At 57.6% G+C, this 22,535-nt stretch carries 20 protein-coding genes; 14 read left to right on the top strand and 6 right to left on the bottom strand.

Translation table 11 applies throughout. The features are described 5' to 3' along the window. Positions 1 to 5 precede the first annotated feature (5 nt). From recO to acpS, 3 genes are read left to right on the top strand one after another with little or no spacing between them, the layout of a single operon-like run. The gene (gene recO / locus AC0TNG_RS10870; RefSeq protein ID WP_473713475.1) at positions 6 to 713 is read left to right on the top strand and encodes a DNA repair protein RecO; all 708 of its coding nucleotides are present in this window, start codon (positions 6 to 8) and stop codon (positions 711 to 713) included. A gap of 33 nt (positions 714 to 746) precedes the next feature. Then, positions 747 to 1,478, top strand: coding sequence for a pyridoxine 5'-phosphate synthase (gene pdxJ / locus AC0TNG_RS10865; RefSeq protein WP_024908623.1), 732 nt, complete (start codon positions 747 to 749; stop codon positions 1,476 to 1,478). Beyond that, positions 1,478 to 1,858: a holo-ACP synthase gene (gene acpS / locus AC0TNG_RS10860; protein WP_023294331.1), complete on the top strand. Its 381-nt coding sequence runs from the start codon at positions 1,478 to 1,480 to the stop codon at positions 1,856 to 1,858. Before pdxJ ends, acpS begins: the two co-directional genes overlap by 1 nt. Here the strand turns inward: acpS and AC0TNG_RS10855 are convergent. Beyond that, on the bottom strand, positions 1,855 to 2,115 hold the full coding sequence (locus AC0TNG_RS10855; protein ID WP_008502177.1) for a YfhL family 4Fe-4S dicluster ferredoxin: 261 nt from the start codon (positions 2,113 to 2,115) through the stop codon (positions 1,855 to 1,857). The two genes, acpS and AC0TNG_RS10855, sit on opposite strands and share 4 nt — an antisense overlap. 46 nt (positions 2,116 to 2,161) lie before the next feature. Next, complete coding sequence (locus AC0TNG_RS10850; protein ID WP_023333056.1) at positions 2,162 to 3,010, bottom strand: MurR/RpiR family transcriptional regulator; 849 nt, start codon at positions 3,008 to 3,010, stop codon at positions 2,162 to 2,164. 117 nt (positions 3,011 to 3,127) lie between these two features. On the opposite strand from AC0TNG_RS10850, the gene murQ reads away from it, so the two are divergent. Genes murQ through tadA form a run of 4 tightly spaced genes read left to right on the top strand, consistent with a single transcriptional unit; the run spans position 3,128 to position 6,597 of the window. Further along, positions 3,128 to 4,021, top strand: a complete 894-nt coding sequence (murQ, locus tag AC0TNG_RS10845; protein WP_157189601.1) for an N-acetylmuramic acid 6-phosphate etherase — start codon at positions 3,128 to 3,130, stop codon at positions 4,019 to 4,021. Positions 4,022 to 4,032: 11 nt separating this feature from the next. Further along, complete coding sequence (locus AC0TNG_RS10840) at positions 4,033 to 5,394, top strand: PTS transporter subunit EIIC (protein ID WP_473702153.1); 1,362 nt, start codon at positions 4,033 to 4,035, stop codon at positions 5,392 to 5,394. Between the two features lie 3 nt (positions 5,395 to 5,397). Further along, a complete protein-coding gene (gene yfhb, locus AC0TNG_RS10835) occupies positions 5,398 to 6,033 on the top strand; it encodes a phosphatidylglycerophosphatase C (RefSeq protein ID WP_024908626.1) in 636 nt (211 codons plus the stop codon). 24 nt (positions 6,034 to 6,057) lie between these two features. Next, complete coding sequence (gene tadA, locus AC0TNG_RS10830; protein WP_032645359.1) at positions 6,058 to 6,597, top strand: tRNA adenosine(34) deaminase TadA; 540 nt, start codon at positions 6,058 to 6,060, stop codon at positions 6,595 to 6,597. On the opposite strand, the gene mltF is transcribed toward tadA, so the two are convergent. Further along, positions 6,485 to 8,035 carry a membrane-bound lytic murein transglycosylase MltF gene (gene mltF, locus AC0TNG_RS10825; RefSeq protein ID WP_032648672.1) on the bottom strand — a complete coding sequence of 517 codons (1,551 nt, stop codon included), beginning with the start codon at positions 8,033 to 8,035 and terminating at the stop codon, positions 6,485 to 6,487. The two genes, tadA and mltF, sit on opposite strands and share 113 nt — an antisense overlap. Positions 8,036 to 8,302: 267 nt before the next feature. On the opposite strand from mltF, the gene purL reads away from it, so the two are divergent. The 5 genes from purL to glnB all read left to right on the top strand — a co-directional run bounded on the left by purL (position 8,303) and on the right by glnB (position 16,616). Further along, a complete protein-coding gene (gene purL / locus AC0TNG_RS10820) occupies positions 8,303 to 12,190 on the top strand; it encodes a phosphoribosylformylglycinamidine synthase (protein WP_048991357.1) in 3,888 nt (1,295 codons plus the stop codon). 531 nt (positions 12,191 to 12,721) lie between these two features. After that, on the top strand, positions 12,722 to 14,149 hold the full coding sequence (qseE, locus tag AC0TNG_RS10815) for a two component system sensor histidine kinase QseE/GlrK (protein ID WP_024908630.1): 1,428 nt from the start codon (positions 12,722 to 12,724) through the stop codon (positions 14,147 to 14,149). 1 nt (position 14,150) lies between these two features. After that, positions 14,151 to 14,888: a two-component system QseEF-associated lipoprotein QseG gene (qseG, locus tag AC0TNG_RS10810; RefSeq protein ID WP_024908631.1), complete on the top strand. Its 738-nt coding sequence runs from the start codon at positions 14,151 to 14,153 to the stop codon at positions 14,886 to 14,888. Beyond that, on the top strand, positions 14,875 to 16,212 hold the full coding sequence (gene glrR / locus AC0TNG_RS10805) for a two-component system response regulator GlrR (RefSeq protein WP_021241871.1): 1,338 nt from the start codon (positions 14,875 to 14,877) through the stop codon (positions 16,210 to 16,212). The genes qseG and glrR overlap by 14 nt, the downstream gene beginning before the upstream one ends. Positions 16,213 to 16,277: 65 nt before the next feature. Continuing rightward, on the top strand, positions 16,278 to 16,616 hold the full coding sequence (gene glnB / locus AC0TNG_RS10800; RefSeq protein ID WP_003860685.1) for a nitrogen regulatory protein P-II: 339 nt from the start codon (positions 16,278 to 16,280) through the stop codon (positions 16,614 to 16,616). Between the two features lie 80 nt (positions 16,617 to 16,696). On the opposite strand, the gene hmpA is transcribed toward glnB, so the two are convergent. Further along, entirely contained in the window at positions 16,697 to 17,887 is a 1,191-nt protein-coding gene (hmpA, locus tag AC0TNG_RS10795) for an NO-inducible flavohemoprotein (protein ID WP_024908633.1), read from the bottom strand. A gap of 304 nt (positions 17,888 to 18,191) precedes the next feature. Here hmpA and glyA point away from each other — a divergent pair, with 304 nt between their 5' ends. Beyond that, positions 18,192 to 19,445, top strand: coding sequence for a serine hydroxymethyltransferase (glyA, locus tag AC0TNG_RS10790; protein WP_008502165.1), 1,254 nt, complete (start codon positions 18,192 to 18,194; stop codon positions 19,443 to 19,445). 54 nt (positions 19,446 to 19,499) lie between these two features. Here the strand turns inward: glyA and AC0TNG_RS10785 are convergent, their stop codons facing one another. Continuing rightward, positions 19,500 to 19,922, bottom strand: a complete 423-nt coding sequence (locus AC0TNG_RS10785) for a DoxX family protein (RefSeq protein ID WP_024908634.1) — start codon at positions 19,920 to 19,922, stop codon at positions 19,500 to 19,502. A 173-nt stretch (positions 19,923 to 20,095) separates the two neighbouring features. On the opposite strand from AC0TNG_RS10785, the gene AC0TNG_RS10780 reads away from it, so the two are divergent. Beyond that, positions 20,096 to 21,241, top strand: a complete 1,146-nt coding sequence (locus tag AC0TNG_RS10780; RefSeq protein WP_463727040.1) for a 3-phenylpropionate MFS transporter — start codon at positions 20,096 to 20,098, stop codon at positions 21,239 to 21,241. Here the strand turns inward: AC0TNG_RS10780 and csiE are convergent. Beyond that, positions 21,236 to 22,513, bottom strand: coding sequence for a stationary phase inducible protein CsiE (gene csiE / locus AC0TNG_RS10775; RefSeq protein ID WP_032648681.1), 1,278 nt, complete (start codon positions 22,511 to 22,513; stop codon positions 21,236 to 21,238). The genes AC0TNG_RS10780 and csiE overlap by 6 nt on opposite strands. Between the last annotated feature and the right edge of the window lie 22 nt (positions 22,514 to 22,535).

Genomic DNA, 22,535 nt, shown 5'->3' with positions numbered 1-22,535 from the left:
AGCATATGGATGGATGGCAGCGCGCTTTCGTCCTGCATAGTCGCCCCTGGAGCGAAACCAGCCTGATGCTGGACGTCTTCACGGAAGAGTCGGGTCGCGTGCGCCTGGTTGCGAAAGGCGCACGTTCCAAACGTTCTAATCTGAAAGGTGCCCTACAGCCTTTCACGCCGCTGCTGGTTCGCTTTGGCGGGCGAGGGGAAGTCAAAACCCTGCGCAGTGCCGAAGCCGTCTCCCTGGCACTTCCTCTTTCTGGTATCACGCTCTACAGCGGCCTGTATATCAACGAACTCATCTCACGGGTTCTTGAGCATGAGACTCGCTTCTCTGAACTTTTCTTCGATTATCTGCACTGTATCCAGGCGCTGGCTGGCGCAACCGGCACGCCCGAACCCGCCTTGCGTCGTTTTGAACTGGCGCTACTGGGCCATCTTGGGTACGGGGTCGATTTTTTGCACTGTGCGGGCAGCGGTGACGAAGTGGAAGACACCATGACCTACCGCTACCGCGAAGAAAAGGGCTTCATTGCCAGTATCGTGATAGACAACAGCACCTTTACCGGGCGCCAGCTCCGGGCGCTGTATGAGCGCGAGTTTCCCGATCAGGATACCCTGTGCGCAGCAAAACGCTTTACCCGGATTGCCCTCAAGCCGTATCTTGGCGGCAAGCCCTTAAAGAGCCGCGAATTATTCAGGCAGTTTGTACCGAAACGTTAGACCACAGAATCGAAAAGAAAACCGAGGATTGTCATGGCTGAATTACTGTTAGGCGTCAATATCGATCACATCGCCACGCTGCGTAATGCGCGCGGCACGGCGTATCCCGATCCGGTTCAGGCGGCGTTTATCGCTGAACAGGCTGGCGCCGACGGCATTACCGTTCACCTGCGTGAAGACCGTCGCCACATTACTGACCGCGACGTGCGCATTCTGCGTCAGACGCTGGACACCCGTATGAATCTGGAGATGGCGGTCACCGAAGAGATGCTGACCATCGCCTGCGAGACCCAACCGCATTTCTGCTGCCTGGTGCCGGAAAAACGCCAGGAAGTCACGACCGAAGGCGGGCTGGATGTGGCCGGTCAGCTCGACAAAATGCGCGATGCCTGCAAGCGCCTGGCGGATGCCGGTATCCTGGTTTCGCTGTTTATTGACGCCGATTTCACCCAGATTAAAGCGGCAGCTGACGTGGGCGCGCCGTATATCGAAATCCACACCGGCTGCTATGCCGATGCCAAAAATGATGCCGAGCAGGCCAAAGAGCTGGAGCGTATTGCTAAAGCGGCCACCTACGCGGCGAGCCTGGGGCTGAAGGTTAACGCCGGTCACGGCCTGACCTACCACAACGTGAAGGCCATTGCCGCCTTGCCTGAAATGCACGAGCTGAACATCGGCCACGCCATCATTGGCCGCGCGGTGATGAGCGGCCTGAAAGAGGCGGTTTCAGAAATGAAACGCCTGATGCAGGAAGCGCGTCAGTAATGGCCATTCTGGGCTTAGGCACCGATATCGTTGAAATAGCCCGCATAGAAGCGGTGATCGCCCGCAGCGGCGATCGCCTGGCGAGACGCGTGCTGAGCGATAACGAATGGGCCATCTGGGAAGCGCATCAGCAGCCGGTGCGCTTTCTGGCAAAGCGCTTTGCGGTAAAAGAGGCGGCCGCTAAAGCCTTCGGAACCGGCATTCGTAACGGTCTGGCGTTCAACCAGTTTGAAGTGTTTAACGATGAGCTGGGTAAGCCAAGCCTGCGCTTATGGGGTGAGGCGCAAAAGCTGGCAGAAAAGCTGGGGGTGAATCACATGCACGTGACGATCGCCGATGAACGCCACTATGCCAGCGCGACGGTGATCATCGAAAGTTAAAGCTTGTCCGCGTGGTGCATCAGGACAAACTTATCCCACAGCTGTTCTTCGCTCTCGACGTGTGCCGGATCCTTCAGGATGGTATTCGGGATCGGGCACACTTTTTGACAGGTCGGCGTTTCATAGTGGCCGATGCACTCCGTGCAGCGGTCGCTGTTAATCTCATAAATGCTGTCGCCCATCGAAATCGCCTGGTTTGGGCATTCGGGCTCGCACATATCGCAATTAATGCATTTTTTGGTAATTAACAGCGCCATCAGGAAATTCTCAGAAACAACACAAACTGGGCGGGCATTATACGCGTCAAACCAGTTTCTTTACCAGTTCTTCGCTGTGACGAATGCGTTCGGGCGCACGCTCCAGATCCTGCTGCACCAGCGCCATAAACAGCAGGTCCGTCAGCATCATTTGTGCGCTGGTGGACGAGATAGCCGCGCTGCGCGTGGCCTGCTCCTCGGCAATGGTATATAAACAGCGCGTGGCCCGCTGCTGCAGGGCATTCGGCGTAAAACCGGTGATCGCCAGAATTTTACCGCCGACGCGCAGCGCTTCATCGGTGGCCATGTTGATCTCGCGGCGCTCGCCGGAATAGGAGATCGCCAGCAGCAGATCGTCAGGATCCATCGCCTGTACGGTCGCCAGCAGGGCGTGCATATCCTGCTCGACGATGGCGTTAAGCCCAATTTTTGTCAGCTTCCAGCCAAAGTTACGCGCCACAAGCCCGGACGCGCCGATGCCGGTCAGAATGATCCGCCGCGCGCCACGTAGCATCGCCACGCTCTCCAGCAGCTTCTCTTCCGTATTCACATCCAGCGTCGCATGCATGGCAGCCACGTTTTCTTTGATCAGCTTTTCGCCGACCAGCCGCATCGGGTCATCGCCGCGAATCTGATTATGCACCGGCATGGACTGCGGGTTAGGGTTACTGACCAGCGCTTCACTGATTGCCAGCTTGAGGGCAGGGAATCCCTTAAAGCCAATCTTCTGCGCAAATTTCACTACGCTGGACTGGCTCACGCCGGCCTCACTCGCCAGCTGCTGCGAGCTGAGATGGCGTGCGCGATCGGGTTGAGAAAGCAGAAAATCCGCCAGCTTCTTGTCGCTTTGGGCAAAGCCTGCGTAGCGCTGGCGAATGCGAATTAAACAGTTCATACGGTCTCCTGGCGAAAATGTGATTATCTGCGCAAATACGGATTTTGCTCGCCTGAATGAATTTTATATTCCATTATAGTGTGATTATTATGAATTAAAAATTCTTGAGGTACAAAAATGAATCTTGGCTCACTTGTTTCTGAAACGCGTAACCCGCAAACCATGGATCTGGATGCGCTCTCCACCCTGGAGCTGGTTCACCGCTTTAATCAACAGGATACGCTGGTCGCGCAGGCTGTGAAAGAGACATTACCCGAGGTGGCGAAAGCGGTCGATGCGGCGGCGAAATCCCTCAAGGCCGGTGGACGCATTATTTACATGGGCGCGGGCACCAGCGGGCGTCTTGGGGTCCTGGATGCGTCAGAATGCCCGCCAACCTTTGGGGTGCCGCATGGTCTGGTGGTTGGGCTGATTGCCGGTGGACCCGGTGCGCTGCTGAAAGCCGTTGAAGGGGCGGAAGATAACAAACAGCTCGGTGAAGATGATCTCAAAGCGCTGAACCTGACCGCGCAGGATCTGGTGGTTGGGCTGGCAGCATCCGGGCGCACGCCGTACGTCATTGGCGGGCTGGAATACGCTAACCAGACCGGTTGCACGACGGTCGCCATCTCCTGTAACCCAGGATCACCGATTGCACAGGTGGCCGCTATCGCTATCTCTCCGGTGGTTGGGCCGGAAGCGCTCACCGGCTCCACGCGCCTGAAATCCGGGACCGCGCAAAAGCTGGTGCTCAATATGATCTCCACCGGCGCGATGGTGAAGTTTGGGAAGGTGTATCAGAACCTGATGGTGGATATGCAGGCCACCAACGTCAAGCTGGTGGACAGAGCCTGCCGCATGGTGATGGAGGCGACGGGCGCAGGACGTGAAGAGGCAGAAGCGGTACTCAAGCAGACCGATCACGATGTTAAACCGGCCATTCTGATGATCTTAAGCGGGCTGGATGCGGCAAGCGCCAGAGCCAAACTCGATGCGCATAACGGCTTCTTACGGGCGGCATTAGAAAACTAACAGAGGCGTGTATGGACAAAACAGCAGCGCTCGCCAGCGATATCCTGCAGGGGATCGGTGGGGAACAAAATATTCAGCGTCTCGAAAACTGCATGACGCGCGTGCGCGTCGAGGTGCATAACGACGACCAGCTTGACGTGCCGCGCCTGAAGCAACTGTCCGGCGTCAGCGGCTACGTGAAGCAGGGGCAGCAGCATCAGCTGATCGTCGGGCCGGGGAAAGCGGCGCAGGTTGTCGATGCCATGCGGGCGCTGATGGGCGTTAGCGCGAGCGTGTCGATTGACGATGCGGAGCGCACCAAAGCGCAGGCGAAAGCCAAATACAAAGCCCCGATGAGCGATGCGCTGCGTCAGCTGGCAAACGTCTTCATTCCGCTGATCCCGGCGTTTATTGCCTCAGGCCTAATCACCGGGATCATCAATATTCTCAAGCGGCCGGATATTGTGGGGGATTTCGCCACGCAGTATCCGAACCTGCTGGGGATTCTGGGGATCTTCGGCAGCGCTGTTTTCGCCATCATGAACATTCTGGTTGGGGTCAATACCGCGAAGGTGTTTGGCGGATCGCTGGCCATGGGCGGCGTGATGGCGGGCATCTTGTCCAGCCCGCAGCTGGCGCAGATCACGCTGTTTGGTGAGGCGCTCCAGCCGGGCCGCGGTGGGGTGATCGCCGTGCTGCTGGTGGTCATCCTGATGTGCTGGATCGAGAAAAGGCTGCGCGCGGTTCTGCCCGGCTCTATTGAGCTTATCCTCAACCCGCTGCTGACTACGCTGATTACCGGTAGCGTAGCGATTGTCGCCCTCCAGCCGTTAGGCGGGTGGATCTCTGAAGCCATCGCCCACGGTGCGTCGCTGGCGATTGATCGCGGCGGCCTGTTAGTGGGCGCGGTGCTGTCGGGTACCTTCCTGCCCCTGGTGCTGACGGGCCTGCACCAGGGGCTGGTGCCGATCCACGTTGAGCTGGTGCAGTCGCACGGCTATAACGCGCTGCTGCCTATCCTGTCGATGGCGGGCGTGGGGCAGGTCGGCGCGGCGATTGCCGTACTGATGAAAACCCGCAACGCGCGACTGAAGAAAGTGATTAAAGGCGCACTCCCGGTTGGACTGCTCGGCATTGGCGAGCCGCTGATTTTCGGCGTTACGCTGCCGCTGGGTAAACCGTTCCTCGCGGCGTGTCTGGGCGGTGCGGTAGGTGGGGCATTGATCAGCTACTGGAAGGTCGCCACCGTTATCACCTTTGGGCTTTCCGGTTTACCGCTGGCATTAACCATCGTGACCGGAAAAGTGATGTTCTATCTGTTAGGCTATTTAGTAGCGGTGATCGCCGGGTTCCTGTTTACCTGGCTGTTAGGTTTCAACGATCCAGAGGAGTAAGGTTTGGCAAATCACGCGCGTCGCGTTGTCTTTTTCGACCTGGATGGAACGCTGCATCAGCAGGATATGTTTGGTACGTTTATGCGTTACCTGCTGCGGCGTCAGCCCCTGAATGCGTTGCTCGTGCTACCGCTCTTACCGGTTATCGGTATCGCGCTGCTGGTGAAAGGTCGTGCGGCGCGATGGCCGATGAGTCTGCTGCTGTGGGGATGTACCTTTGGGCACAGCGAAGCGCGCCTCAAACAGCTCGAAAAGGATTTTGCGCACTGGTTCCGCGGCCACGTCGCCGCCTTTCCGGTGGTGCAGGCGCGCCTGACTGGCTACCTCGACGCGAACGATGCCGACATCTGGCTGATTACCGGCTCCCCGCAGACGCTGGTGGAGCAGGTCTATTTTGATACCCCCTGGCTTCCGCGCGTGAATCTTATTGCCACGCAAGTTGCCCGCGGTTACGGCGGTTGGGTGCTGACCCTGCGCTGCCTGGGGCATGAAAAAGTGGTCCAGCTGGAGAAACGCATCGGTACGCCGCTGCGCCTGTACAGCGGCTACAGCGACAGTAAACAGGACAACCCGCTGCTCTATTTTTGCCAGCATCGCTGGCGCGTCACGCCATCAGGTGAACTCCAGCAACTCGAATAGTCTTATCCATAATGGGCGTGTATAATGCCGCCCGCTTTTCGACTGGAGTATCAACCGTTGTCCAACCCTGAACTCGACCATGAATACTGGATGCGCCATGCGCTGACGCTGGCTCAGCGTGCCTGGGACGAGGGCGAAGTGCCCGTAGGCGCCGTGCTGGTCCACAATAACCAGGTGATTGGTGAAGGGTGGAACCGTCCGATTGGCCGCCACGATCCTACTGCACATGCCGAAATCATGGCGCTTCGCCAGGGCGGTCTGGTGCTGCAAAATTATCGCCTGCTTGATACTACGTTGTATGTGACGCTGGAGCCGTGCGTGATGTGCTCCGGCGCGATGGTGCACAGCCGGATCGGGACTCTGGTCTTCGGTGCGCGGGATGAAAAAACCGGTGCGGCCGGTTCGCTGATGGACGTGCTGGGTCACCCGGGGATGAACCACCAGGTGAAGACTATCGGCGGGGTGCTTGCACCAGAGTGTTCGGGGCTATTAAGCGATTTCTTTCGAATGCGCCGTCAGCAGAAAAAGCAGCAAAAGGCAGAATTGAAGCTGTCGGACGATTAAGCTCGTCCGGCGCCACGACTGGGTAACTTTGGGCCAGCTGTTTGGCCTCTGTTGCCTCTTTCTCTTTCTCCAGCAGATACCCGACCAGGCTAATTTGATATTTACGGATATTTTCCACGTAGGCGTAGGCTTCATGTCCGCGCGCGTAGCCGTAAGTCAGCTTGTTATACCATGGCTTCTGGCTCAGCAGCGGCAGGCGCTGCTTAACGTCTGACCAGCTGTCCGGGTTACCTTTCGTTTTGGCCGTCAACGCCCGCGCATCCAGCATATGTGCGTAGCCCATATTGTAGGCCGCCAGCGCGAACCAGATCCGCTCCTCTTCCGGCACCGTTTCCGGGACTTTGGCCATCATATCCTGCAGGTAGCGCGCGCCGCCGCTGATGCTCTGTTCCGCATCGGTACGGTCATTGACGCCCAGGCTCAGCGCGGTATTTTTGGTTAACATCATCAAACCACGTACGCCCGTGGGAGACGTGGCCTGGGTATCCCAGTGGGATTCCTGATACGAAATAGCCGCCAGCAATTTCCAGTCAATCTCCTGGGCGTATTTTTCGAACAGCGGCTGCAGATCTGGCAGGACGCTGTCTACCGCGCGCAGGAAGCTGCGGGTGTCAACGTAGTCAAAGTCGTCACCGTGACCGAGGTACTTCTCCTCCAGGCGCGCCAGGGTACCGTCTTCATTGATGGTGTTGAAGAAATCAAGCATCGCGGCAGAGAAGGTCTGATCGTCATCAAGCTGGCTAAACCAGGTCACAGGCTGCTCGTCGGTGACGTCCAGCGCCACGGCGATTTCAGGATGCACCCGCTGGAACAGGCTGATCGCGACCGAATCGGCGATGGTGTAGGGCACTTTCTGGTCTTTTACCTGCTCCAGCAGCTCCGTCGTGCCGAGTTTCGGATCCACAGTCCAGCTCAGGTCGGGATATTTCTTCTCCTTGAGCTCACGCAGATCGTCAATCACCACGTGGCCAGGCGCAATCGTCAGTTGCCGATCGTCAATCGAGGCCAGCGAACGCGGGCGCAGGCCCCCGACGCGGTAAACCAGCTGCTGCGAAACGGAGTAGTAGGTCGGGCCTGGCTGGTAGTTTTTGCTGCGCTCGCTGTTATACACCAGCCCGGCGGCAAGCATATCGGCATCGTCGTTATCGAGGTCGTCAAACAGCTGGTTGATATTCTGGCGGACGGTGATTTTAAGCTTCACGCCAAGATAATCGGCGAACTGTTGTGCCAGCTCGTAATCCAGACCAATGATTTTACCGTTGATGTCGCTGTAAATCAGCGGAGAGTTGAGGGTACTGACGCGCAATTCCCCCCGCTCCTGAATGGCGGCGATACGGTTTTCGGCTTTGCCGAACCAGGGGATGGAAGGCCAGAGGGCCACTGCCAGCAGCAACGTTACAATGCCGATGAGCAGATAATTAATCTTTAATTTTTTCAATTAGTTAATTCTCTGCGACGCCGGTTGCCTCAGTCTGCTGTAGCCATGTTAATCATAAGGTTTGCCATTGAATGAGCGGCATTTTGCGTAAACTTGCGCCACTTGGCAACCAATTAGAGAGACTGGTCACATCTATTGTTAAATCTCTGTGCAAATTTTATTTCGACGCAAACGGTTTCGTCGGCGCTCAGGATTCTCTATAATGACGCCCGTTTTCCCCCCTTGCGCACACTGTAAGCGCCCCGGCGCTTCGAAGACGAGAGACTTATGATGGAAATTCTGCGTGGTTCGCCTGCACTGTCTGCCTTCCGTATCACTAAACTGCTGGCACGTTTTCAGGCGGCCGACCTTCCGGTAAGCAATATTTACGCTGAGTATGTCCATTTTGCTGACCTGAATGCCCCCCTGAATGCAGAGGAGCGCGTACAGCTGGAACGCCTGCTCAAGTATGGCCCAAGTCTGAGCAGCCATACGCCAACCGGCAAACTGATCCTTGCGACGCCTCGTCCGGGCACCATCTCCCCCTGGTCTTCCAAAGCCACCGACATCGCCCACAACTGTGGCCTGAGCCAGATTAACCGTCTGGAACGCGGCGTGGCGTACTACGTGGAAGCCTCTACCCTTAGCGAAGCACAGTGGCAGGCGGTTGCGGCTGAACTGCACGATCGCATGATGGAGAGCGTATTTGCCTCTCTCGATGACGCGCAGAAGCTTTTCTCTCACCATCAGCCTGCGCCGGTACAGAGCGTAGACCTGCTGGGGCAGGGCCGTCAGGCGCTGATTGACGCCAACCTGCGTCTCGGCCTGGCGCTGGCAGAAGACGAAATCGACTACCTGCAGGATGCGTTTGTTAAGCTCAACCGTAACCCGAACGACATAGAACTCTATATGTTCGCGCAGGCAAACTCTGAGCACTGCCGCCACAAGATTTTCAACGCCGACTGGATTATTGACGGCGAACAGCAGCCAAAGTCGCTGTTCAAAATGATCAAAAACACCATGGAGCAAACCCCTGACCACGTGCTGTCTGCCTATAAAGACAACGCCGCGGTGATGGAAGGTTCCGAGGTGGGCCGCTTCTTCGCCGATCGCGAAGCAGGGCGCTATGACTTCCATCAGGAGCCCGCGCATATCCTGATGAAGGTTGAAACCCACAACCACCCGACCGCGATCTCCCCGTGGCCGGGTGCGGCGACCGGCTCCGGCGGTGAAATCCGCGACGAAGGGGCGACCGGTCGTGGTGCAAAACCAAAAGCGGGTCTGGTCGGTTTCTCCGTCTCCAACCTGCGTATCCCGGGCTTTGAACAGCCGTGGGAAGAAGATTTCGGCAAGCCAGAGCGCATTGTGACCGCGCTGGATATCATGACCGAAGGCCCGCTGGGCGGCGCGGCGTTTAACAACGAATTTGGTCGTCCGGCGCTGAACGGTTACTTCCGTACCTATGAAGAGAAAGTGGACAGCCACAACGGCGAAGAGCTGCGCGGCTACCACAAACCGATCATGCTGGCGGGCGGGATCGGCAACATCCGTGCCGATCACGTGCAGAAAGGCGAGATCGTCGTCGGCGCGAAGCTGATCGTGCTCGGCGGCCCGGCGATGAATATCGGTCTGGGCGGCGGAGCGGCCTCTTCTATGGCCTCCGGCCAGTCTGACGCGGATCTCGATTTCGCCTCCGTGCAGCGTGACAACCCTGAGATGGAGCGTCGCTGCCAGGAAGTGATCGACCGCTGCTGGCAGTTGGGCGACGCTAACCCGATCCTCTTCATCCACGACGTGGGCGCGGGCGGTCTGTCTAACGCCATGCCGGAGCTGGTGAGCGACGGCGGCCGCGGTGGTCGTTTCAACCTGCGCGATATCCTGAGCGATGAGCCGGGCATGAGCCCGCTGGAAATCTGGTGTAACGAATCCCAGGAGCGCTACGTGCTGGCGGTTGCCGCGGACCAGCTTCCGCTGTTTGACGAGCTGTGCCGCCGCGAGCGCGCGCCGTATGCCGTCATCGGTGAAGCGACCGAAGAGCAGCACCTGACTCTGAGCGACACCCATTTCGACAACCAGCCTATCGATCTGCCGCTCGACGTTCTGCTCGGTAAAACGCCGAAGATGACCCGCGACGTAACAACCCGTAAAGCGGCGGGCAAAGCGCTGGATCGCCAGGGCATTACCGTAGCTGAAGCCGTTAATCGCGTGCTGCACCTGCCGGCAGTCGCTGAGAAAACCTTCCTGGTGACCATCGGCGACCGTACCGTGACCGGTATGGTATCGCGCGATCAGATGGTTGGCCCATGGCAGATCCCGGTGGCGAACTGCGCCGTGACCACCGCGAGCCTCGACAGCTACTACGGCGAAGCGATGGCGCTGGGCGAACGTACCCCGGTGGCGCTGCTGGACTTCGCGGCCTCTGCCCGTCTGGCGGTCGGTGAAGCGCTGACCAACATCGCCGCGACGCAGATTGGCGACATCAAACGTATCAAACTCTCCGCAAACTGGATGGCCGCTGCCGGTCACCCTGGCGAAGACGCAGGCCTGTATGAAGCCGTGAAGGCGGTGGGCGAGGAGCTGTGTCCTGCTCTCGGCCTGACCATTCCGGTGGGTAAAGACTCCATGTCGATGAAAACCCGCTGGCAGGAAGGCAGCGAGCAGCGCGAGATGACCTCTCCGCTGTCGCTGGTGATTACCGCGTTTGCCCGCGTGGAAGACGTGCGTCATACCGTTACGCCGCAGCTTTCCACCGAAGACAACGCCCTGCTGCTGATTGACCTGGGTAAAGGCAACAACGCGCTGGGTGCCACCGCTCTTGCGCAGGTTTACCGTCAGCTCGGCGACAAGCCAGCCGACGTGCGCGACGTGGCGCAGCTGAAAGGCTTCTACGACGCCATCCAGGCGCTGGTGGCGCAGCGTAAGCTGCTGGCCTACCATGACCGTTCCGACGGCGGCCTGCTGGTGACGCTGGCAGAGATGGCCTTCACCGGCCACTGTGGGGTTGAAGCCAACATTGCAACGCTGGGCGAAGACCGTCTGGCGGCGCTGTTTAACGAAGAGCTGGGCGCCGTGATTCAGGTGCGCGCGGCAGATCGCGACGCGGTTGAAGCCATTCTGGCGAAGCACGGTCTGGCAGACTGCGTGCACTATCTGGGTAAAGCCGTTCAGGGCGACCGCTTCGTCATTGAAGCAGACGGTCACGCCGTGTTCAGCGAAAGCCGCACCACGCTGCGTATGTGGTGGGCGGAAACCACCTGGCAGATGCAGCGCCTGCGTGATAACCCGGAATGTGCCGATCAGGAGCACAACGCGAAGGCCAATGACCAGGATCCAGGCCTGAACGTGAAGCTCTCCTTCGACATCAACGAAGACATTGCCGCGCCGTACATTGCGACCGGCGCGCGTCCGAAAGTGGCCGTGCTGCGCGAGCAGGGCGTTAACTCCCACGTTGAGATGGCGGCTGCCTTCCACCGCGCGGGCTTTGACGCTATCGACGTTCACATGAGCGACCTGCTGGCCGGACGTACCGGTCTGGAAGATTTCCAGGCGCTGGTGGCGTGCGGCGGCTTCTCCTACGGCGACGTGCTGGGCGCGGGCGAAGGCTGGGCGAAGTCCATCCTGTTCAACAGCCGCGTGCGCGACGAGTTCGAAACCTTCTTCCACCGTCCGCAGACCCTGGCGCTGGGCGTGTGTAACGGCTGCCAGATGATGTCTAACCTGCGCGAGCTGATCCCGGGGAGCGAAGCCTGGCCGCGCTTTGTGCGTAACCAGTCTGACCGCTTCGAAGCGCGCTTCAGCCTGGTGGAAGTGACCCAAAGCCCGTCTCTGCTGCTGCAGGGAATGGTCGGTTCACAGATGCCAATCGCGGTCTCCCACGGCGAAGGTCAGGTAGAAGTGCGTGATGCCGCGCATCTGGCTCAGCTGGAGAGCAAAGGTCTGGTGGCGCTGCGCTTTGTCGATAACTTCGGCAAGGTCACGGAAACCTACCCGGCCAACCCGAACGGCTCCGCCAACGGTATTACCGCGGTGACCAGCGAAAGCGGTCGTGCGACCATCATGATGCCGCACCCGGAACGTGTGTTCCGCACCGTGAGCAACTCCTGGCACCCTGAAAACTGGGGCGAGGACAGCCCGTGGATGCGTATCTTCCGCAACGCGCGTAAACAGCTGGGTTAAGTTTTAGGCAACTCCTGCAGGCCCGGTAAGCGTGAGCGCTACCGGGCTTTTTTGTCTCTGTCGCAAAATCGCGACAACCCTCTGGTTGGAGTGTCTCCAAAAGGAGACATTTAACTTATTGATTTATATATGGCAGTAAAGGTTCCCGTTAAGGTGTTGCTTAATAGCGACACTTAGCCTGGAAATCATTCAACCGATAATTAACCGGTTAAACGAGTAAAAATTATATATTTCAATGTGTTAACATTTTGTTTTGCGTTCTGGCACGGGTGTTGCATAATATTAATCAGTGGCTCATTCACCTTCTTATGTCAGCCCCTTCGGGACGCGCTACATAAACTTCGAATGACGCACAAAAAGGTGCCTGCCGTCCAACTACTGATCATAGCGATGCTTTATCAGGCCAGGGCGAAACGTCGAGTTAGGCACCGCCTCATTCCATGACAAAGCCGGGTTTTTACCCGGCTTTGTTGTATCTGAAGGGCAGACTCAGTTACGCTCTGCGTAAACCCCCATTAAGAGAGTAATGCGTTGAAACGCTGGCCCGTTTTTCCCCGCTCCCTGCGACAGCTTGTCATGATGGCCTTCCTGCTGATCCTGCTGCCGCTGCTGATCCTTGCCTGGCAGGCGTGGCAAAGTCTGAACGCGCTGAGCGCGCAGGCGGCTTTGACCAACCGCACGACGCTCATCGACGCCAGACGCAGTGAAGCGATGACCAACGCCGCGCTGGAGATGGAACGTAGCTATCGTCAGTATTGCGTGCTTGACGATCGGACGCTGGAAAAGGTGTATCAGAGTCAGCGCAAGCGCTATAGCGAAATGCTGGACGCCCACGCCGGCGTATTGCCTGACGACAAGCTCTATCAGGCGTTACGTCAGGATTTAAACGATCTTGCGCAGCTACAGTGCAGTAACAGCGGCCCGGATGCCGCCGCCGCCGCGCGTCTTGAAGCTTTTGCCAGCGCCAACACCGAGATGGTGCAGTCAACGCGCACGGTGATTTTCTCTCGCGGCCAGCAGCTCCAGCAGGAGATTGCCGAGCGCGGCCAGTTCTTCGGCTGGCAGGCGCTGGTGCTGTTCCTCGTGAGCCTCGGGCTGGTTCTGCTCTTTACCCGCATGATCATCGGCCCGGTGAAGGGGATTCAGCGGATGATCAACCGCCTGGGTGAGGGGAAATCGCTCGGGGATACGGTCGCCTTTAAAGGTCCGCGCGAGCTGCGATCCGTAGGCCAGCGCATTATCTGGCTGTCCGAGCGCCTGGCGTGGCTTGAATCACAGCGTCATCAGTTCCTGCGCCATATCTCCCATGAGCTTAAAACGCCGCTGGCCAGCATGCGCGAAGGGACGGAGCTGCTGGCGGACGAAGTGGCAGGACCCCTTACGCCAGAACAGAAAGAAATTGTCGAGATCCTGGATAACAGCAGCCGCAATCTGCAAAAGCTGATTGAGCAACTGCTGGATTACAACCGCAAGCTGGCTGACGGGGCGGTCGTTCTGGAAAACGTTGAGATTGAACCGCTGGTGGATATGGTGATATCCGCCCATAGCTTGCCAGCAAGAGCTAAAATGATGCATACCGGTGTAGAACTGAATGCGCCGACCTGTCTCGCTGAACCCATGCTCTTAATGAGCGTGCTGGATAATCTTTATTCCAATGCGGTGCACTATGGTACTGAATCCGGTAACATTTATATCCGAAGTTATACGAAGGGTTCCCGGGTGTTTATAGACGTCGCTAACACCGGCACCCCGATCCCCGATGACGAAAAAACCATGATCTTCGAGCCCTTTTTCCAGGGGAGTCATCAGCGGAAAGGTGCGGTGAAAGGCAGTGGTCTGGGCTTGAGCATCGCCCGGGACTGCATACGACGCATGCAGGGTGAGCTAAACATTGCCACGGACGAACGTTCGGATGTTTGCTTCCGTATTGAACTGCCCCTGAGCCGGAAAAATCAATAAAATGAATCTATGTCTGGTGAGTATGTCACACGTCTTTTCCCGCGCCGTACGCGCGGTGTTTTCCCGCAACACGCTTCGCCTGAGCCTGCCCTGTTTATTTCTGGCAGGGTGTGTTTCCCATGCGCCACAAAGTGCAATTAGCGATAAACAAGAAGATAAATGGCCCGATAACCAGCTGGCCGATTTCCTCTCAACCCGCTGTGACGATATCTGGAATCTGTCAGGTCATGACGTTGAAAGCAACCCGCTGTTCTGGCTGCGTGGAATAGATTGCGCCCAGCGTCTGGCCCCGGTAGACGCTCGCTCGAAGGCGGCGATGCTGGATGACGACACCTGGCAGGACGCCTTCAAGCGCGGCATTTTGCTGGCTGATGCGAAAATCACCCCCGTCGAACGGCGCGCCAACGTGACCCGACTGGACACGTTCGTGGTCAATCTTCCCGTGCAGGTACGCCCGGTATACCAGCTCTGGCGCGATGGGCAGACATTACAGCTTCAGCTGTCTGAAGAGCGCTCCCGCTACAGCAAGCTGCAACAGTCAACCGACAGCGAGCTTGATACGCTGCGTCAGCAGCAGCAACATTTACGTACGCAGCTCGATACCACAACGCGTAAGCTGGAAAACCTGACCGATATCGAAAGGCAGCTCTCGTCGCGCAAATATCAGCCGGGGAGTTCATCTGCGGCACCGGACAGCGATACGCCGAAACAAGAGGATGTGAAGCATGACGAGCCGTAAACCAGCCCATCTGTTACTGGTGGATGACGATCCCGGGCTGTTAAAGCTGCTGGGCATGCGTCTGGTGAGTGAAGGTTACAGCGTCGTGACCGCGGAAAGCGGGCTCGAGGGGCTTAAGATCCTCAGCCGCGAGAAAATCGATCTGGTGATAAGCGACCTGCGGATGGACGAAATGGACGGCCTGCAGCTGTTCGCGGAGATCCAGAAGCAGCAGCCGGGGATGCCCGTGATTATCCTGACCGCGCACGGGTCGATCCCGGATGCGGTTGCCGCGACGCAGCAGGGAGTATTCAGTTTCCTGACCAAGCCGGTGGACAAAGACGCGCTGTATAAGGCTATCGACAGCGCGCTGGAACATGCCGCCCCGGCGGGGGATGAAGCGTGGCGGGAGTCTATCGTCACCCGCAGCCCCGTGATGCTGCGTCTGCTTGAACAGGCCCGGATGGTGGCGCAGTCCGACGTCAGCGTGCTCATCAACGGCCAGAGTGGTACCGGGAAAGAGATCCTGGCCCAGGCGATCCATAACGCCAGCCCGCGCAGCAAGAACGCCTTTATTGCGATTAACTGCGGCGCGCTCCCGGAGCAGCTGCTTGAATCTGAACTGTTTGGTCACGCCCGCGGCGCATTCACCGGGGCGGTAAGCAGCCGGGAAGGGCTGTTCCAGGCCGCGGAAGGCGGCACGCTGTTCCTGGACGAGATTGGCGATATGCCCGCGCCGCTGCAGGTCAAGCTGCTGCGCGTGCTGCAGGAGCGCAAAGTCCGTCCGCTGGGCAGCAACCGCGACATTGATATTAACGTGCGAATTATTTCCGCCACCCACCGCGATCTGCCGAAAGTGATGGCCCGCAACGAGTTTCGCGAAGATCTCTACTACCGCCTGAACGTGGTGAACCTGAAGATCCCGGCGCTGGCGGAACGGGCGGAAGACATTCCGCTGCTGGCGAACCATCTTTTGCGCCAGGCGGCCGATCGCCATAAACCGTTCGTGCGCGCGTTTTCCACCGATGCAATGAAGCGGCTGATGGCCGCAAGCTGGCCGGGCAACGTGCGTCAGCTGGTCAACGTGATTGAGCAGTGCGTGGCGTTGACCTCTTCACCGGTCATCAGCGATGCGCTGGTGGAGCAGGCGCTGGAAGGGGAAAACACGGCGCTGCCGACGTTTGCCGAAGCGCGGAATCAGTTTGAGCTCAACTATCTGCGCAAGCTATTGCAGATCACCAAAGGCAATGTGACCCACGCCGCGCGCATGGCCGGACGCAACCGCACCGAGTTCTACAAGCTGCTGTCGCGCCACGAGCTGGAAGCAAACGATTTTAAAGAGTAATGCCGTATGGTACTGTGAGCAATCGATTACGAGGCAGCTTACAGGCAAGATTTTAAGGACCCACCATGAAAAAGATTGATGCGATTATTAAACCTTTCAAACTGGATGATGTGCGTGAAGCGCTGGCGGAAGTCGGCATCACCGGGATGACCGTGACGGAAGTGAAAGGTTTTGGTCGTCAGAAGGGCCACACCGAGCTTTACCGTGGCGCAGAGTACATGGTCGACTTTCTGCCGAAAGTAAAAATTGAAATCGTGGTCAGCGACGATATCGTCGATACCTGCGTGGATACCATCATCCGCACCGCGCAGACGGGCAAAATTGGCGACGGTAAAATCTTCGTCTTTGACGTGGCGCGCGTGATCCGTATCCGTACCGGCGAAGAAGACGACGCGGCGATTTAACGTTCTTGCCGGGTGGCGCTGCGCTTACCCGGCCTACAAAACTCTTCGTAGGCCCGCGCAAGCGAAGCGCCGCCGGGCGATTACAGCACCTTATGCGGGCCGAAGCACTCGTAATGAATGCTGTCTTTGTTCACGCCCAGCTCAACCAGCTGCTGAGCGGCATACTGCATAAACGCCACCGGCCCACAGACGTAGAACTGCATGTCCGGCGCGCTAAACGCCCCTTCCATCTGGCTTAAATTCATCAGACCTTCGCTGTCAAAGCGGGCATCTACGCGGTCTGCCTCCGTCGGCAGGCGATACCAGGTGTGCGCGGTGAAGCGCGGCAGGGACGCCCCGAGCGTTTTCACCTCATCCGCAAAAGCGTGCACGTCGCCGTTTTCCGCAGCGTGGAACCAGTTCACCTGCGCACCGTGGTGTGATTTTGCCAGCGTATCGAGCATCGCCAGCATTGGCGTTTGGCCGACGCCCGCAGAGATCAGCGTGACCGGTGTATTAGTGTCAACGGCCATAAAGAAGTCGCCCGCCGGTGCGGCCAGATGGACCACGTCGCCCACGTTCGCTTCGTTGTGCAGCCAGCTGGAAACCTGACCGCCGTCCTCACGCTTCACCGCAATGCGGTAGCCTTTGCCGTTTGGCTTGCGGGTAAGAGAATACTGGCGGATCTCCTGATGCGGGAAGCCTTCTGGCTTCAGCCACACGCCCAGATACTGGCCTGGCTGGTAATCGGCCACCGGCTGTCCATCCACCGGCTCAAACTCAAAGCTGGTAATCAATGCGCTGCGCGGGGTTTTCTCGACGATGCGGAACGCCCGCGTGCCTTCCCAGCCGCCGTTCTTGCTGGCGTTTTCGCTGTAGATCTGTGCTTCACGGTTGATAAACACGTTTGCCAGCACGCCGTAGGCTTTACCCCACGCGTCCAGCACCTCCTGGCCCGGGCTGAACATCTCGTCCAGCGTCGCCAGCAGGTGGCCACCCACAATGTTGTACTGCTCGGGTTGGATCTGGAAACTGGTATGTTTCTGCGCAATCTTTTCTACCGCAGGCAGCAGTGCAGCCAGGTTTTCAATATTGCTGGCATAGGCCGCGATGGCGTTGAACAGCGCTTCACGCTGATCGCCGTTACGCTGGTTGCTCATGTTGAATATCTCTTTGAGCTCCGGGTTGTGCGTGAACATGCGATCATAGAAATGGGCGGTGAGTTTAGGGCCGGTTTCCACCAGCAGAGGAATGGTGGCTTTTACGGTAGCGATGGTTTGAGCGTCGAGCATGAGCGCGTCCTTCTGATGTCACTTTAATGATGTATTTTAAATGCATCTTATAAAAAATACCCCTGCGTTGTAAATGGTTCTTTGCAAGATGAAAAATATGCATCACAAACCTGAAAAGAAATCCGCTGGAAAGGGCGAGAGCTTTATTCCTCAAACCCTTGCGTGGCGGGTAGGAAAACGTTTGCGTAAAATCGTTTGTCAAGACCTGTTATCACAGAACTAATCAGTTATACTGTTGCCCGTCGTCCAACAGGACTGCCTTTTCAGGCCAAAATTTACTTGTTAGCTGAGTCAGGAGATGCGGATGTTAAAGCGTGAAATGAACATTGCCGATTATGATGCCGAACTGTGGCAGGCTATGGAGCAGGAAAAAGTACGTCAGGAAGAGCACATCGAACTGATCGCCTCCGAAAACTACACCAGCCCGCGCGTTATGCAGGCGCAGGGTTCTCAGCTGACCAACAAATATGCTGAAGGTTACCCTGGCAAACGCTATTACGGCGGTTGCGAGTACGTTGATATCGTTGAGCAGCTGGCTATCGACCGTGCGAAAGAACTCTTTGGCGCTGACTACGCGAACGTGCAGCCGCACTCTGGCTCTCAGGCTAACTTCGCGGTCTATACCGCGCTGCTGCAGCCGGGCGATACCGTTCTGGGTATGAACCTGGCGCAGGGCGGCCACCTGACTCACGGCTCCCCGGTTAACTTCTCCGGCAAACTGTACAACATCATCCCTTACGGTATCGATGAGTCCGGTAAAATTGACTACGAAGACATGGCGAAGCAGGCTAAAGAGCACAAACCGAAGATGATCATCGGTGGCTTCTCCGCTTACTCCGGTATCGTTGACTGGGCAAAAATGCGTGAAATCGCAGACAGCATCGGTGCTTACCTGTTCGTTGATATGGCGCACGTTGCGGGTCTGATCGCCGCAGGCGTTTACCCGAACCCGGTTCCACACGCTCACGTTGTGACCACCACCACCCACAAAACCCTGGCGGGTCCACGCGGTGGCCTGATCCTGGCGAAAGGCGGTGACGAAGAGCTGTACAAAAAACTGAACTCCGCGGTGTTCCCAAGCGCGCAGGGCGGCCCACTGATGCACGTTATCGCGGCAAAAGCGGTCGCGCTGAAAGAAGCGATGGAGCCTGAGTTCAAGGTTTATCAGCAGCAGGTTGCTAAGAACGCCAAAGCGATGGTGGAAGTGTTCCTGAACCGTGGCTACAAAGTGGTATCCGGCGGTACTGAAAACCACCTGTTCCTGCTGGATCTGGTTGATAAGAACCTGACCGGTAAAGAAGCTGACGCTGCCCTGGGCCGCGCCAACATCACCGTGAACAAAAACAGCGTGCCAAACGATCCGAAGAGCCCGTTCGTGACCTCCGGTATCCGTATCGGTTCTCCGGCCGTGACTCGCCGCGGCTTCAAAGAAGCAGAAGTGAAAGAGCTGGCTGGCTGGATGTGTGACGTTCTGGACAACATCAATGACGAAGCGGTTATCGAGCGCGTCAAAGGTAAAGTTCTGGATATCTGCGCACGCTTCCCGGTATACGCATAATTCCTCTGCTTTGCAGAAATAAAAAAGGCCGCGCATGCGGCCTTTTTTTATGGCTTAACGCCGGTCAAGGGAAATAGCTCCTGGACCGACAATGGCCAGCAAAATAAAAGCACCGGCAATGCTGATGTTCTTGTAGAAGTTAATCATATTCGGTACGACCGCATCACCGGTCATATCCCAGTAGTGATGCCCAATCACCGCCGTTCCGAGGGTGTAGAACACAAACAGTACCGCGAGAGGACGGGTGAAAAAGCCCAGTACGATCAGAATGGCGGCAGGTACTTCCATCACCACCGCAATAATGGCCGCCAGCATGGGCATCGGCGTTCCCAGCGAGGTCATGTATTGTACGGTGCCGCTAAACCCCGTCAGTTTTGGATAACCAAAGATAATAAACAGCACGACAAGTGCGATGCGGCCAATGAGCAGCAGCAGGTGACGTGACTGGCCGAAATCGAGATAACGTAGTGAGTTCATGGCAGAAAAACCTCTGCAAGTGGAGTAATTTAAACGTAATACATATTTCCATTCCCTGCCATACGCCAGGCGACTGCACAAGATGTTAATTTTTCGTTAATTTATAGCAGGCTATCTACTTGCTTAATTTTTATATTCTCGCCAGACTATGGCCTCGATTTCGGGAGGGATTCATGGTCTTGTATTCCACGCGCTGGCTGGCGCTGAGTTATTTCACCTATTTCTTTAGCTACGGTATTTTTCTGCCCTTCTGGAGCGTCTGGCTCAAGGGTATCGGCCTGACGCCCGAGACCATCGGCGTCCTGCTGGGGGCCGGGCTGGTGGCGCGTTTCCTCGGCAGCCTGCTGATTGCCCCGCGCGTCAGCGATCCCTCCTTACTGATCAAGGCCGTGCGCATTCTTGCTCTGCTGACCCTGATCTTTGTGGCCTGCTTCTGGGTCAGCCACCAGTTTGCCTGGCTGATGGTGGTGATGGTCGGCTTTAACCTGTTCTTCTCACCGCTGGTGCCGCTGACGGATGCCCTGGCGAACACCTGGCAAAAGCAGATCACCATGGACTATGGTCGCGTGCGCCTGTGGGGCTCTATCGCCTTTGTGATTGGCTCGGCGCTGGTGGGCAAACTGGTCAGCCTTTACGATTATCGCGCCATTCTTGCCCTGCTGAGCATCGGTATTGCCTCGATGCTGCTGGGCATGCTGTTGCGACCGTCGGTGATGCCACAAGGGGAAAGCCGCCATCAGGAGAGCGCCGGCTGGCCCGCATGGCGGAGCCTGGTCGCACAAAGCTGGCGTTTTCTGGCGTGCGTGTGCCTCCTTCAGGGGGCACATGCGGCGTACTATGGTTTCAGCGCTATCTACTGGCAGGGGGCAGGGTATTCCGCTTCCGCCGTGGGCTATCTATGGTCGCTGGGCGTGGTGGCCGAAGTCATTATCTTTGCCCTGAGCAAAAAACTGTTCCGTCGCTTTGGCGCGCGTGACCTGCTGCTGCTTTCCGCCATGTGTGGGGTGGCGCGCTGGGGGATTATGGGCTGGACGACCGATCTGCCGTGGCTGATTGTGGCGCAAATTCTTCACTGCGGCACCTTTACCGTGTGCCATCTGGCAGCCATGCGCTATATCGCTGCGCGCGAGGGCGGGGACGTGATTCGCCTGCAGGCCGTCTATTCGGCAGTGGCAATGGGGGGCAGTATCGCGATCATGACGGTGTTTGCGGGATTCCTCTATCAGCATCTGGGGCACGGCGTCTTCTGGGTGATGGCGCTGGTCGCCTTGCCCGCCATCGTTGTTCGCCCTAAAGTGGCCGCCCGCGCGTCGCTATGATTCCAGCATGGCGCGAATATGTTCTTGCTGCTGCGCGTTCAATGTCTCAACGGCATGAATCAACGGCGGCGAGAACAGCGGCAGGGCCGTAGGGTAGGGGGTGATAACCAGCGCGGCTTCGCGCGGCGCTCCCTCTTTCTGAAAGGCCTGCAGCGTCAGGTAGCGAATATTGAGCGGCAGCAGCGTCAGCTCGCGAAGCTGCTGTTCGATCTGTTCCTCACTGGCTTTATCGTCTCCCGTCAGCAGGATCACCTGTTTTTCATGCAGGTCAGTCTCCTGCATCAGCCAGGCACCAAAAATCACCGCCACGAGGCTCATCTCTTCATCGGAAAAACGCAGGCCAAATTCCGCCTCCAGTTCAAACAGCGCCTCTTTCGTGGTGCGTAACAGTCGGGGATAAAGGCGGTGGATCTCCTCCGGCAGGTTATTGTCGATGCCGATCTCAAACAGCGAACGGTCCAGCGCCTGAGCCAGATGGATATACAGCTGATCGGTCAGCCCTTGTTCATCGCTGAAGTTCATCCCGGTCTGGGAACGAAAGCGGGCCACCATGCGCACGATGGCCCGGCGTAGACGCTGATCCTGCTGGTGCTTATCAAGCACCGGATCGGGGGTGCGGAGCATCATAAACAGCAGCGCCAGAAACAGCTGTTCATCCCCGTGGGCACCCTGCGGGACGCGCCGTCTCCAGTGGCGCACGATCTCCTGCGCCGTAAAATACTCCCCTCTCGACTGGGTCCAGCTGCGCTGAACGTGGGAAAACTGCGGCGTATTCCCGAGCTGGTGCTGAATAAGGCAGTATTGCAGATAAAGCTGTAAAAACTGGACGTCGCGGCATTCAAACTGGCGCTGGAGCTTGCGTGAGCAGAAGCCGATCAGTGCCCGCAGGTTCGCATCGTCGTAAAGCGGACGCGCAATGCCGTGTTGTTTAAGCGCGGTTTTTAATGCGGGGGTAAACTGGTGCGAGACGAACTGCGGGCAAAGCCGCAGCGCCCGGCGCAGCCAGTGCAGCAGGCATAAACGCTGATTCAGGGCTGTGCCTTCAATCCGGTAGCAGCCGTCGTGGTGCGTAACGATATCCAGCCGGTGATAGCGCTGGATTTCATCGCGCGTCTCGGCTATATCTTGCCGTGCCATCGCGTCATCCACGCCGTTGGCAGCGATTATGCTCTGTGCGGTGACGGCAGCATCGGGCAGGTAAAGCATCAAAAGCACCTGGCAGCGGCGCTGCGAACTGGAAAGCACAGATGGAATTTCAAGCGTCGTCATCATCTGTCGGGTATCCAGTGTGAAT

The organism is Enterobacter sp. PL_is514 (assembly GCF_055816715.1).
The sequence above is the reverse complement of the archived record's forward strand: the minus strand, read 5'-3'. Positions and strand labels throughout refer to the sequence as shown.

Coding starts and splice junctions, on each gene's coding strand:
- AC0TNG_RS10780 (WP_463727040.1), top strand. CDS start 20,096: ATGGTCTTGTATTCCACGCGCTGGCTGGCGCTGAGTTATTTCACCTAT.
- pdxJ (WP_024908623.1), top strand. CDS start 747: ATGGCTGAATTACTGTTAGGCGTCAATATCGATCACATCGCCACGCTG.
- recO (WP_473713475.1), top strand. CDS start 6: ATGGATGGATGGCAGCGCGCTTTCGTCCTGCATAGTCGCCCCTGGAGC.
- purL (WP_048991357.1), top strand. CDS start 8,303: ATGATGGAAATTCTGCGTGGTTCGCCTGCACTGTCTGCCTTCCGTATC.
- qseG (WP_024908631.1), top strand. CDS start 14,151: ATGAATCTATGTCTGGTGAGTATGTCACACGTCTTTTCCCGCGCCGTA.
- AC0TNG_RS10855 (WP_008502177.1), bottom strand. CDS start 2,115: ATGGCGCTGTTAATTACCAAAAAATGCATTAATTGCGATATGTGCGAG.
- glrR (WP_021241871.1), top strand. CDS start 14,875: ATGACGAGCCGTAAACCAGCCCATCTGTTACTGGTGGATGACGATCCC.
- hmpA (WP_024908633.1), bottom strand. CDS start 17,887: ATGCTCGACGCTCAAACCATCGCTACCGTAAAAGCCACCATTCCTCTG.
- acpS (WP_023294331.1), top strand. CDS start 1,478: ATGGCCATTCTGGGCTTAGGCACCGATATCGTTGAAATAGCCCGCATA.
- glyA (WP_008502165.1), top strand. CDS start 18,192: ATGTTAAAGCGTGAAATGAACATTGCCGATTATGATGCCGAACTGTGG.
- tadA (WP_032645359.1), top strand. CDS start 6,058: ATGCCGCCCGCTTTTCGACTGGAGTATCAACCGTTGTCCAACCCTGAA.
- AC0TNG_RS10785 (WP_024908634.1), bottom strand. CDS start 19,922: ATGAACTCACTACGTTATCTCGATTTCGGCCAGTCACGTCACCTGCTG.
- AC0TNG_RS10850 (WP_023333056.1), bottom strand. CDS start 3,010: ATGAACTGTTTAATTCGCATTCGCCAGCGCTACGCAGGCTTTGCCCAA.
- glnB (WP_003860685.1), top strand. CDS start 16,278: ATGAAAAAGATTGATGCGATTATTAAACCTTTCAAACTGGATGATGTG.
- csiE (WP_032648681.1), bottom strand. CDS start 22,513: ATGATGACGACGCTTGAAATTCCATCTGTGCTTTCCAGTTCGCAGCGC.
- AC0TNG_RS10840 (WP_473702153.1), top strand. CDS start 4,033: ATGGACAAAACAGCAGCGCTCGCCAGCGATATCCTGCAGGGGATCGGT.
- murQ (WP_157189601.1), top strand. CDS start 3,128: ATGAATCTTGGCTCACTTGTTTCTGAAACGCGTAACCCGCAAACCATG.